The 11,483-nt window shown below is 50.0% G+C and carries 10 protein-coding genes and 1 pseudogene; all 11 read right to left on the bottom strand.

From position 1 onward, the window contains the following. Positions 1 to 212 precede the first annotated feature (212 nt). The 11 genes and pseudogenes from KTH90_RS25370 to KTH90_RS21470 all read right to left on the bottom strand — a co-directional run bounded on the left by KTH90_RS25370 (position 213) and on the right by KTH90_RS21470 (position 11,365). Positions 213 to 1,545: pseudogene (locus tag KTH90_RS25370) on the bottom strand (MATE family efflux transporter). Between the two features lie 143 nt (positions 1,546 to 1,688). Continuing rightward, positions 1,689 to 2,141, bottom strand: a complete 453-nt coding sequence (locus KTH90_RS21515; protein ID WP_158352962.1) for a MarR family winged helix-turn-helix transcriptional regulator — start codon at positions 2,139 to 2,141, stop codon at positions 1,689 to 1,691. Positions 2,142 to 2,389: 248 nt separating this feature from the next. Then, positions 2,390 to 2,908, bottom strand: a complete 519-nt coding sequence (locus KTH90_RS21510) for a DUF4364 family protein (protein ID WP_238727456.1) — start codon at positions 2,906 to 2,908, stop codon at positions 2,390 to 2,392. A 41-nt stretch (positions 2,909 to 2,949) separates the two neighbouring features. Next, positions 2,950 to 3,885: a TIGR01212 family radical SAM protein gene (locus tag KTH90_RS21505; RefSeq protein WP_238727455.1), complete on the bottom strand. Its 936-nt coding sequence runs from the start codon at positions 3,883 to 3,885 to the stop codon at positions 2,950 to 2,952. After that, on the bottom strand, positions 3,882 to 5,033 hold the full coding sequence (locus KTH90_RS21500; protein WP_158352964.1) for an NAD(P)-dependent malic enzyme: 1,152 nt from the start codon (positions 5,031 to 5,033) through the stop codon (positions 3,882 to 3,884). The genes KTH90_RS21505 and KTH90_RS21500 overlap by 4 nt, the downstream gene beginning before the upstream one ends. Further along, positions 5,020 to 6,354, bottom strand: coding sequence for a replication-associated recombination protein A (locus tag KTH90_RS21495; RefSeq protein ID WP_158352965.1), 1,335 nt, complete (start codon positions 6,352 to 6,354; stop codon positions 5,020 to 5,022). Before KTH90_RS21495 ends, KTH90_RS21500 begins: the two co-directional genes overlap by 14 nt. Positions 6,355 to 6,410: 56 nt before the next feature. Next, positions 6,411 to 7,136: a tRNA threonylcarbamoyladenosine dehydratase gene (locus KTH90_RS21490; protein WP_158352966.1), complete on the bottom strand. Its 726-nt coding sequence runs from the start codon at positions 7,134 to 7,136 to the stop codon at positions 6,411 to 6,413. Between the two features lie 16 nt (positions 7,137 to 7,152). Next, complete coding sequence (locus KTH90_RS21485) at positions 7,153 to 7,854, bottom strand: polysaccharide deacetylase family protein (protein WP_158352967.1); 702 nt, start codon at positions 7,852 to 7,854, stop codon at positions 7,153 to 7,155. 112 nt (positions 7,855 to 7,966) lie between these two features. Continuing rightward, positions 7,967 to 10,120, bottom strand: a complete 2,154-nt coding sequence (locus KTH90_RS21480) for an ASKHA domain-containing protein (RefSeq protein ID WP_238727454.1) — start codon at positions 10,118 to 10,120, stop codon at positions 7,967 to 7,969. After that, on the bottom strand, positions 10,059 to 10,655 hold the full coding sequence (locus KTH90_RS21475) for a hypothetical protein (protein WP_158352969.1): 597 nt from the start codon (positions 10,653 to 10,655) through the stop codon (positions 10,059 to 10,061). Before KTH90_RS21475 ends, KTH90_RS21480 begins: the two co-directional genes overlap by 62 nt. 146 nt (positions 10,656 to 10,801) lie before the next feature. Beyond that, complete coding sequence (locus tag KTH90_RS21470) at positions 10,802 to 11,365, bottom strand: TetR/AcrR family transcriptional regulator (protein WP_238727453.1); 564 nt, start codon at positions 11,363 to 11,365, stop codon at positions 10,802 to 10,804. Positions 11,366 to 11,483 lie beyond the last annotated feature (118 nt).

Below are 11,483 nucleotides of genomic sequence, written 5' to 3'. Positions count from 1 at the left end.
AAAGAAATTTGGGAGTATTAACTCCTTTTGAAAAATACGAACAATATATGTTGGCAGCATAAAAACTGCCACCAGCTTTTCGCATCTGGTGGCAGAAATAATTTTTATTTTTTTTAATTGTCTACTTGACGGGAAGCAGTTCATAATCGTAAGAGGGCTTTTATTTTTGTCTTTCGCTGAGTTCTGATTTTGCTTATTATTTTCTATGGTTTTTACGCGAAATGATACTTCTTTCTTTTCGTGACAAAGAACAGGATCGTAACCACAATGGCCAGCAGTTCAGCTATGACGATAGCCAGCCAGATTCCGTCAATCCCAAGGAAAATCGGAAGTATGAGTACTACAGCCACCTGAAATACCAGGGTTCTCAGGAATGAGATCGCAGCGGAGACAGCCCCATTGTTCAGGGCTGTAAAAAAAGCAGATCCAAAAATATTCATCCCGCTAAACAAAAAGGCCAGAGAGTATAAACGGAAGCCGCGGCAGGTGATGGAAAGCAGCTCGGCATCAAAGCCAACGAAGATTCTGGTCAGGGGCATGGATAATCCTTCGGCCATAAGAGTCATAGCTGCGCCGGCTGTTCCGACCAGCACCAGGCTGCGCCGGAACAGGCTTTTCATTTCCGCATGATTCTGAGCTCCAAAATGATAACCGATAATCGGCGCGCTGCCGATAGCGTATCCGAAAAAGATCGCTGAAAATACAAAGTTTACATACATAATGACTCCGTAAGCGGCAACTCCATCCTCTCCGGCAAAGCTTAACAGCTGAAAGTTGTACAGCATGGTGACAATGGATGCAGAGATGTTGGTCATCAATTCAGACGACCCGTTCAGACAGGTTTTTAGAAATACTCTCCCATCAAAACCAGCCTTTGTCAATTGCAGCAGGCTGTTATTTTTTCGGCTAAAATAAATGAGCGGGACAAATCCCCCCCACGGCCTGACTAATGGATGTGGCGATAGCCGCCCCGGCAAGGCCCCAGCTGAATACTGCTACAAACAGGTAATCCAGAATGATATTGGTAACGCCCGCCCCTATGGTTACCGCCAGGCCCAGATGTGGTTTTTCCGCTGTAGCCAGGAAGCTTTGGAATACATTTTGCAGCATAAAAGGCGTCAGGGCCAGAAGCACGATCCTCCCATACAGGACACAGTCCTCGAGCATCGTTCCCTTCGCGCCCAGGAAGGCGGAGACCGAGCGGAGACAGAGTATACCCACTCCGGTAAGCAGGATGCCGCCGATAGCTGTCACATAGATCAGCATGGAAAAATATTGGCTCGCCTTCTCCTGTTTTCCCTCTCCCAGCGTCTTAGCCACGATCGCGCTGCCTCCTGTGCCGATCATGAAACCAAGCGCTCCTAAAATCATCAGCACCGGCATAATCAGATTGATGGATGCAAAGGGTGTTTTCCCCACATAGTTAGATACAAACAGGCCGTCTACCACACTATAGATCGAAGTAAAAATCATCATTACAATGGATGGCAGTACAAAACGTATCAGTTTCTTATAAGTAAAATGTTCCGATAATTGTATTCTCATTGGTCATCTTCCTTTCCGCCGCAGTGCGATCCCTGCGGAGCGTTTTTTATTTCATAGGAGCACTTTTCCACGAAATAAAAGCCCGGTTATCCTGGCATAACCGAGCGCTTTTACAATCAGATACCTGAAGAAACTTGCATTGTTCAAGATTCCAGTATTGCATTTGTCTCTGTGCGTAACAAAGAAATGTGTTTCTGTGTCAATCTCAAAAATTCAGAACGTTCCTCATCTGTCAATTTTCCAAAAGCGTTTTGTTCCGCTTCCATCAGCGGCATGACATGTTCCTCAGCATAGTTCTTTCCTTTTTGCGTCAGTACGATCTCTTTGTTTTTTCGATTTCCCGGCAATGGGACCAGTTCTATATAATCATCTGCTTCCAGATTCTTAAGCGCGGAATTCACCGTCTGTCTGCTGAACGACCAGATTTCACTCAAATCCTTTTGCGTATAAGGCTCTACGCTCTCCTGCACGGAATAGAGGATCCAGAATGCGCAGTCCGATATTCCACAATGCTTAGCAAAATCATGATACAGCTCGTCCAGTTCTTTATAAAGTTTATTAAATGCACTTAGTTGTAAAGCCACCTCATGATCCATACTCCAGATCTCCCTTCTAAAAACCAAACGCAAAATCAAGCTGTCATAATCCGATTTCGGACAAAATATATAATAATCCGAAATCGGATTATTGTCAACAAGTTTTTTAATTTATTTCCCACTTTATTACCTACTTACCCTCACAATCCCAACTTACCACATGATAGATAACCTTCTGTCCCTGCATCCGGGCTATCACCCGTGCAGAGGAGGGAAGGCGCTTTCACTCGCTGCATTTATCACATACCTCATTCCCCAATCAGTTCAGAAATCAGATACGCATAGATATCCTGGCTCTTTGCCTTCCACTGATTACACACTGCCTCCGCCTGTTCCTCTGTAGGAACCATCAGGCTCAGCTCAATCAGGTGATGCGTCCGGTCCCGGATCACGCAGTGTGCCTCAAAATCATGATGGGTCGTCTTATAATAATCCGCGATCACAGAAACTTCATTTCGAAGCTCATATTTTTTTTCTTTCAGAAATTCATCAATCTCCGTTCGGATAGTTTCCGATATCCGGTTCCCGAAGTATTCCAGGGTGTCCCGGCCCTCCTGGGTGATCTGGTAAAAAGAACTGTTCCGGACAGATTCTGCCCCGATCAGTTCCGATTCCAGCAGCTCATTAATCGCCTGCTGAAGCGTAAAATAAGTTGTGTAACCCTGATCCAGTATAAAATCAGACAGCTGAGCATTTGTCAGCGGAAAGTCCACTTTATCTAACATATAAAGAATGATCAGCTTATAGAGTGTAAATGATTCTGACATGTTATATTCTCCCCTTTCCCTTTTTATCAGGAAACTCTTCCTCAGATTCCGGTAAAATATTTCCCCTGAAAACTTTCATTTTCCCTCATCCACTTATGTATGGTGTTCAGCACCCTGGTTTTGGCAGCACTCCATTGCGGGGCGATCAGAAGTTCTCTGGGCCCGTCACCGGTCAGCCGGTGTATCACGATATCCGGTTTCAGATGTTCGATACAACGGATCACGATCCGCACATATTCCTCCATCTCAAGAGTCCGGAATCCTCCCTTCCGGTAATAATCCGCCAGATCCGTCTGCTCCAGCACATGCAAAGACTGCAGTTTGACCCCCTGAATCCCCTTCAGATTCAGATATTCCACCGTCTCAAGCATTCTTTCCTCGTCTTCTCCCGGCAGCCCCAGGATCACATGCGTGATCACATCGATCCCGGCTTTCTGGAGCTTCTCCACCGCCTCGTCGAAACAGGACAGCGGATATCCTCTGCGGATAAACTCCGCGGTGTCCTCATGGATGGTCTGAAGTCCCAGCTCGATCCAGACAGGCTTGATACGGTTTATCTCACTCAGCAGTTCTACCACATCATCCCCCAGGCAGTCCGGCCTTGTCGCGATCGATAAGACCTCCACATCGGGATAACGGATGGCTTCGGTGAATATCTCCCTTAGATATTCCACCGGTCCGTAGGTGTTAGTAAACGGCTGAAAGTAGGCGATATAGGTCATGCCCTCCGGCTTCTTCATCAGAAGGCTGCGGGCATACTCCATCTGCTCCGGAACCGGCTGCTCCGGACGGCCGGCGAATTCTCCCGATCCGCCGCCGCTGCAAAAAATGCAGCCCCCGCGTCCCACAGTCCCGTCCCGGTTCGGACAGGTCATACCTCCGTTCAGGCACAGTTTATATACTTTATGGCCGAATTTTTGTTTTAAATAATAGTCCAGCGAATAATAGGGTTTGGGCCCCCACATTCTTACAATCATCGGATATGGTCCTTCACCGCACGGCTTACCACATCCGCCACCCTGGGATCAAAAGCCTCCGGCATGATATTTTCATCGGACAGCTCATCCTCCGGTACCAGTCCGGCTATGGCCACAGCCGCTGCCAGCTTCATCTCTTCCGTGATCTGGGCTGCCCTGCCCTCCAGCGCCCCTTTGAAAATACCGGGAAATGCCACCACATTGTTCACCTGATTCGGGAAATCGGAGCGGCCAGTCCCCACCACGCGGGCTCCTGCAGCTCTGGCTTCGTCCGGCATAATCTCCGGAACCGGATTCGCCATGGCAAACAGAATGGAATCCCGGTTCATGGATGCCACCATCTCCTTCGATACGATACCCGGAGCGGAAACGCCCACGAAGATGTCCGCGCCCTTCATAGCGTCTGCCAGGGTTCCCGACTTGTCCTTAAGATTCGTAACCTCTGTCATCTGCTGCTGCATCCAGTTCAGACCCTCCGTAGATTTTCCAATGATACCGCAGCGGTCGCACATGGTGACCTGCGTAAAACCATAGGTCAGCAGAAGTTTGGCGATGGCGATTCCCGCAGAACCCGCGCCATTTACCACCACCCGGCATTCCTCTTTTTTCTTCCCGGTCACCTTCAATGCATTGATCACACCGGCCAGTACCACGATGGCGGTTCCATGCTGGTCGTCATGAAATACCGGGATGTCCAGCAGCTTTTTTAGACGCTCCTCAATCTCAAAACAGCGGGGAGCACAGATGTCCTCCAGATTAATGCCGCCGAAAGCAGGCGCGATATTTACCACCGTACGGATGATCTCCTCCGTATCCTGGGTGTCCAGGCAGATCGGAATGGCATTCACACCGCCGAATTCTTTAAACAATACCGCTTTTCCTTCCATGACCGGCATCGCGGCCTTCGCTCCGATGTTGCCCAGTCCCAGTACTGCGCTTCCGTCGGAAACGACAGCAATTGTGTTGGCTTTTATGGTATACCGGTAAGCGGCCTCCGGGTCTTCAGCGATTACCTTACACGGCTCGGCCACACCCGGGGTATAGGCGATCGCCAGATCCTCCCGGCTGGTAACAGGCGCCTTGGATACGATCGCCAGCTTCCCGTTCCACTCTTCATGCATCTGTAATGCCTTCTCATTGGTTGTCATCTTCTGCTCCTCCTTTGATCCATTTCATATGCGCTTTTATTTGACGTTCGTATCCGTTGTCGGAAGGTTCGTAAAATGTCTCATTTATGATCTCTGACGGCAGATACTGCTGCTCCACATAGTGCTTCGGATACTCATGGGCATAGAGGTAGGTGAGGCCTCTGCCCAGCTTCTTGGAGCCTTTATAGTGGGCATCCTGCAGATGGGGCGGCACCGTGGTATGCACCTGCCGTACATTTCCCATGGCTTTCTCGATGGACATGACAGCGGTATTGCTCTTCGGCGCAGTGGCTACGTATTCACAGGCCTGCGCCAGAATGATCTGAGCCTCCGGCATACCGATCCGCTCCACAGCCAGTGAAGCCGTCACGGCTACCTGTAACGCCTGAGGATCCGCATTGCCCACGTCCTCAGAGGCGCAGATCATAATACGTCTTGCGATAAACTTGATATCTTCCCCAGCATACAGCATTTTCGCCAGATAATAGACCGCCGCATCGGGATCCGATCCCCGCATGCTTTTGATAAACGCTGAGATCGTATCATAGTGGTTATCTCCTGTTTTATCATACCGGACCACCCGTTTCTGGATACATTCACCGGCCACATCCAGCGTTATATGTATCTTCCCGTCACTGCCAGGCTCCGTGGTCAGCACACCCAGCTCGATGGCGTTGAGCGCGGCTCTCGCATCCCCGCCGGCGATATCGGCCAGAAACTCTTTGGCGTCGTCCTCGATCACCGCGTGGTACGCGCCCATTCCCTTTTCCTGGTCATAAACCGCCCGGTCGATCAGCGTCTTGATGTCCTCTTTGGACAACGGCTTTAATTCAAATATAATAGACCTGGAAATCAGCGCGCTGTTCACCTCAAAATAGGGGTTTTCCGTGGTGGCGCCGATTAAAATCAGCGTTCCGTCCTCCACGAACGGCAGCAGATAATCCTGCTGCCCCTTATTGAAACGGTGAATTTCGTCCACAAACAGGATCGTCTTCTTCCCGTACATGCCCAGCGTTTCCTTGGCCTGGCGGACCACTTCTTCCATGTCCTTTTTTCCAGCCACCGTGGCGTTGATCTGGGTAAATTCCGCGCTGGTCGTATTGGCGATCACCTTGGCCAGCGTGGTTTTGCCTGTTCCGGGCGGCCCATAGAAGATCACGGAGCCCAGCTTGTCCGCCTTGATCGCACGGTACAGCAGCTTGTCCTTTCCAATGATGTGCTGCTGCCCCACCACTTCCTCCAGAGTCGCGGGCCTTAAGCGGGAGGCCAGAGGCGACTCCGCCTTCATCTGATTTTCCCTCATATAATCAAACAAATCCATGTCTTTCAACCTCTTCTCATCTTAACACGCTTAATATGATCTAAATAGATCCGGTATCATTTCCCTGGTGATGCGCAGAGATCCATAATCACTTCCCTGGCGATCAGTATTCCGGCCACCGGCGGCACAAATGCCACACTGCCGGGAATGCTTTTCTTCTCACCCGCATCCTCATCTGTTTGCACAGCCTTCGTATCGATTGGCTGCTCATCTGAATACAGAACCTTAAGTTTTGGGATCCCTCTCTTTTTCAACTCCCGCCGCATCACCCGGCACAGGGGACAGACCGACGTCTCGCAGATATCCGCGATCCGGAACCGGGACGGGTCCAGCTTATTTCCAGTGCCCATGCTGCTGATCAGCGGTATACCTGTTCTGTTACAGTGCTCAGCAATGGAAAGCTTAGCGGTTACCGTATCCACCGCGTCCACCACATAGTCCAGATCCTCTGTAATCAGATCCGCGGCATTTTCTTCCAGCACAAAAGTATGAAACGTCTGTACATGCGCTCCCGGATGGATATCCAGTATCCTTTCCCTCATCACTTCTGTTTTCTGCCTGCCAATGGTACTGTGAAGCGCCACCACCTGCCGGTTGATATTCGTCAGAGATACCGTATCGTGATCTACCAGGATCAGGGTCCCCACGCCGCTCCTGGCCAGCGCCTCGATACAGTGTGATCCCACACCGCCGACGCCGAACACCAGGACCCTGCTGTTCTTAAGTTTGTCTACGCCGGCCCCGCCAAGAAGCATCCGCGTTCTGCTGAATTCATCTATCATATCTGTTCCTTTTCCCTCATTCCAGTATCAATTCATCGACCGTCACGAACTCGTACCCCTCTTTTTGCAGGATATCCACGATCCTTAAAGCGGCCTGAACCGAACTTTCGTAATAGTCATGCAATAAAATAATATCATTTTCTTTGACTTTCGTCACTACTTTATTTACCACGTTGGTGGCATTTCCCGTAGTCCAGTCCAGCGGATCCACCGTCCACATGACCGGGATCATCTGGATTCCGCACTCCAAATCATCCTTCCATAAACCGAAGGGCGGCCGCACATATTCCGTGGGTGAGCCGGTGATCTCTTCCACCAGATTACTGGTTCTCTCGATTTCATCGCTGGCCTCCTCCTGGGAAAGCTTCGTAATCTCCACATGGTCAAAAGTATGGTTCCCGATCAGATGGCCGTCATCCGCCATTCTTTTGATAATCTCTTCATTTCCCGTAACGTTTTTCCCAATTACAAAAAAAGTAGCCTGAACATTCCTCTCTTTCAACCCATCCAGCAGCTCAGGCGTAAACACCGGATGTGGCCCATCATCAAACGTCAGTGCGATCTTCGGCTTCATATCAGATGCCGCGATGGTCTGACTGGTCTCTATAACCGTCCTCTCCTGCTCTGTCCTCTCCAGCACATGCATGCGGATTCCCACCGCCGTTACCAGAACCAGTAAGTCTAAAAATACAAATATTTGCAGCCGCTGCTTCCACATCGAACGAATTCCTTTACGGATCTTACTCTTTAACAATATATGACCCTGGGAAAAAACATATGACCCGGAGCGTGGTGACTTATACGAGGCCTTTTAAACCGGGGATAAAGGGTTAATCACCAGCTTTCTGACAGCCCCGTGCTGGAAAATACATATAATCGATATAGAGCTGCCGGAATGTTTCGCTGTCGGCTAATTGGACTTCCCTGGCCTGCTTTGCAATATGGCTGGGGATACTTCCTGCTTCCAGCATATATTTTACGACTCCGCTAAGGGAACTGTTTCCCACCGCTTTCGCTCTGGATGTCAGTTGAGGGGGAATTAATCCTATGGCGGATGCCTTGTTAAGGTCCAGGCGGTAGCCAAAACCTCCTGCTACGTACATTGCGCCGATCTCTTCGGCAGTGGTTTTGTATTCGGTGATCAGAGTCTCCAGGCCGGCACGGATCGCTGCTTTAGCCATCTGGATTTCCCGGATGTCTTTTTGGGTTATGACAATGAGAGGAATCTGTTCTTCCTGATCTTCCTGCGTCAGAGGATAACCGGTTTCAAAGTATTCCGGGACCAAGAGACCGGTTTCATCGATCAGCCCGTTCCGGTATAGTTCCGCGATTCCTTCGATCAGACCGGTTCCGCAGATTCCTATGGGCGGACGGTCTCCGATCGTTTTTATGGCGGCTTTGCTGTCCGGGCCGATTGTTACCTGGCAGATGGCACCCGGAATACTGCCTGTTCCGAACGTGATATTTCCGCCTTCAAATGCCGGTCCGGCCGCTGTGGATGTGACGCAAAGATGCCCGCCGGTTCCTATGGCCATCTCCCCGTTTGTCCCCAAATCCAGAAACAGCGCCGGTTTTCGGACTTCATGCATTCCGCAGGCATATAGTCCAGCGGTAATATCCGCACCGACAAAGGCGGATATGCCGGGCAGCAGTATGACCGGACAGTCGATCCAGGCTGCCTTCTCGTTATCCCCCGGTATTTGCGGTAATTCCTGTTGCGGTGCCGTCTGGAACAGGTCTTGACTTTTTATTACCTGCAGGCTGTTGTGATAGGGTCTAAAGGGCGCTGTTCCCAGTGTACGGCAGGGATATTCCATCAGCAGATGCAGCATGGTCGTATTTCCAGCTATCCCTATTTTACTGATCCGATCGGCAGTTACGCCTTGTTCTGTGATAAGTTGTTGGATTCCCCGCTTCAAGTCATCCCGGATGGATTTTGCCAGGGCTTTCCCCTGTCCGGATACGGAAGCCTGGATTCGGGATACCACATCCGCCCCAAAGCGTCTCTGATGATTGATCCCGCTATAGCAGCCCAGAACCTCATGGCTGACCGTCCCCACCAGCTGGAGGACCAGAGTGGTCGTTCCGATATCTACCGCTATCACACAAGGTTCTCCGTTTACACCGGCTTTCTCAATTCTGCATGGCTTCCGGCCGCTGTTTTCACTTCGCTCATATTCCTGAACGATATCAAATTCCTCTTCCCGCCTCCACTGCCCCCGAGTCCGGCAGTCCGTTCTTTGGCAGACCGCACAGTTCATGATACATCTGTCCTTCATTCTGCAATTCACCGCCTCACAAGTATTACAATCATGTCCCATTCTCATCTGGCACCGGTCGGAACTGACGGTCAGCAGATAACCCATAGTTTTAACCGGCTCGAACATATGGCCTTTCGTAAGCCTGATTTTTTCCGTCTCCCTGCATTTGACCGCTTCCAATAGCTCCTCCTGGAATTCAGCCGGCAGGCGGCCGGGCGCCTCAAGCCGCTCCCGGATTCCGATTCCTTCTTCCCGGCAGTATTCCCGGATCCTGTCCTGAATCCACTCATCCAGCCGGAACAGGTATTCATCCGCCATAGAATGAAGCAAAAGCCCCTTCACACAGTCTCCTGTTATAAAAAGCCGGTCGGCCTCCCGGCTTATTCGCTCCCCGGTACTGACCAGCACATATATCACATCCGCGTCCGGCCCCAATACTTGAACCGCCGCGGAGTCCCGGGGTATCTTCCCTCTGCGGTACACCGCCGCTGGTTTTGCCAGACCGTAAAGTCTTGGAAGAAGCTCATCGAACTCCTCCCCCATTTTCTGATAGACATCACTGCCTTTTTGGCACTCCATCCTGTGCAGAACCTGTTCTTTCCCTATCTCAGGATGCGAAACAGCGGACGTATACAGACCCGCCCGCTGATTATAATTCATCTTATTCACGTTCTTCCTGATCCTCTTGAGCAAAAGCCTGTCCGCCTGCTTTCTCCGCTTCATCCTTCTGTGCTTCTTCCGCCAGCTCAGCCTCATCTGCTTCATTGTCCGTCAGCTGGGCATTTCTGGCAGCCGCATCGGCAGCCGTGGGCAATGGAGAAGGATCCGCCTCCTCTTCCTGCACCACCTCATCCACGATTCCCAAAAACTCTTTCCTGAACTTCTGTCTCGGTCTCATACTAAAAGCATAGACAATAGCTCCCACCAGGCCCACCGTGCTGTTCCCGTCCGGATTCCCCAGCATAAATACGAACAAAACCAGACCGCCGATCCCAATAATATCTGTCCCCAGATATTTGATATATCCGGTTTTCCGTTCCGGAGTCAAATCTTCAAACTCCTTGAGCAGATACGGTTCCAAAACGTCCAGCAGCAGAACATAACACACCAGCCAAACGCCCATAATCACCTGAAACGCCGTCATATTTGTATTCTTAGATAAAATGGAATACCCAAAATACGCCAGCACAATTGCCGTAAGACCAATCAAAATTCCGGTTATCAGCCTGCGGACTTTCTTTATCTCCTGTTCACTCATATCTACACATTATCTCCTTTTTCAGTCATTGGTTTATTATATCGCATTTTCTGTACATCTTCAAGGGTCAATGCTAATCCTGCAGGATTACCCTGCCGGGCTGCGCTACCATTGAAGGCCAGCTGGGAGGGGACTGCAAACTGATTTTAAAGTCCGGCCCCATTAGACAGCCGTACAACCATCTCCGCCATCTGAGACAAAGGAATCCTGCGTTTTTCCTCCAGCCACTTCAGAATCAGGCTGAAACTCCCGGATGCGATGTAGGTATATACATATTCTGCAAGGGCCGGATCCATGGCCTTTTTCCTCTGATAGTCCTTTACGAAACCTTCCCGGATAATCATAGTGATTCTTCGCTGGAAGTCTGGGTTTCCGTTTCCTCCCAGCAGGATCAGGCACAGCTTCTCATTCTGCTCGATGTATTCCAGGATCTTGGTCAGCATCACCAGCATATCCGAGGGATTTTCCTGGTAGTCAAAGCTCTGCAGATACATATTGATATTATCGATTACTTCCTGCTCCACCGTGGCCAGCAGGTCCATCGGGTCGGTATAATAGCTGTAAAATGTGGCCCGGTTTATTTCAGCGGCCTGGCAGATTTCCGTGACCTTGATCTGGGTTACGGGTTTGTCCTGCATCAGGTTGATCAACGCTTCTTTTAAAAACAATTTCGTATAGCGGACCCGTTTATCTTGTTTTTTTATTTCCATCCTTATCTCCATGAGGGCGTTTGCCCGGCAATTTCCCTGATATTGTTTAATAATATACATTTTATAGCGTATTTGTTTGGCATATTACAGTTCGGGATTTTCTGATTGTTGAATTAGT

Source organism: Diplocloster modestus (assembly GCF_019042245.1).
GTDB classification, from domain to species: domain Bacteria; phylum Bacillota; class Clostridia; order Lachnospirales; family Lachnospiraceae; genus Diplocloster; species Diplocloster modestus.
The sequence above is the reverse complement of the archived record's forward strand: the minus strand, read 5'-3'. Positions and strand labels throughout refer to the sequence as shown.

Coding starts and splice junctions, on each gene's coding strand:
- KTH90_RS21515 (WP_158352962.1), bottom strand. CDS start 2,141: ATGGATCATGAGGTGGCTTTACAACTAAGTGCATTTAATAAACTTTAT.
- KTH90_RS21510 (WP_238727456.1), bottom strand. CDS start 2,908: ATGTCAGAATCATTTACACTCTATAAGCTGATCATTCTTTATATGTTA.
- KTH90_RS21505 (WP_238727455.1), bottom strand. CDS start 3,885: ATGATTGTAAGAATGTGGGGGCCCAAACCCTATTATTCGCTGGACTAT.
- KTH90_RS21500 (WP_158352964.1), bottom strand. CDS start 5,033: ATGACAACCAATGAGAAGGCATTACAGATGCATGAAGAGTGGAACGGG.
- KTH90_RS21495 (WP_158352965.1), bottom strand. CDS start 6,354: ATGGATTTGTTTGATTATATGAGGGAAAATCAGATGAAGGCGGAGTCG.
- KTH90_RS21490 (WP_158352966.1), bottom strand. CDS start 7,136: ATGATAGATGAATTCAGCAGAACGCGGATGCTTCTTGGCGGGGCCGGC.
- KTH90_RS21485 (WP_158352967.1), bottom strand. CDS start 7,854: ATGTGGAAGCAGCGGCTGCAAATATTTGTATTTTTAGACTTACTGGTT.
- KTH90_RS21480 (WP_238727454.1), bottom strand. CDS start 10,120: ATGAAGCGGAGAAAGCAGGCGGACAGGCTTTTGCTCAAGAGGATCAGG.
- KTH90_RS21475 (WP_158352969.1), bottom strand. CDS start 10,655: ATGAGTGAACAGGAGATAAAGAAAGTCCGCAGGCTGATAACCGGAATT.
- KTH90_RS21470 (WP_238727453.1), bottom strand. CDS start 11,365: ATGGAAATAAAAAAACAAGATAAACGGGTCCGCTATACGAAATTGTTT.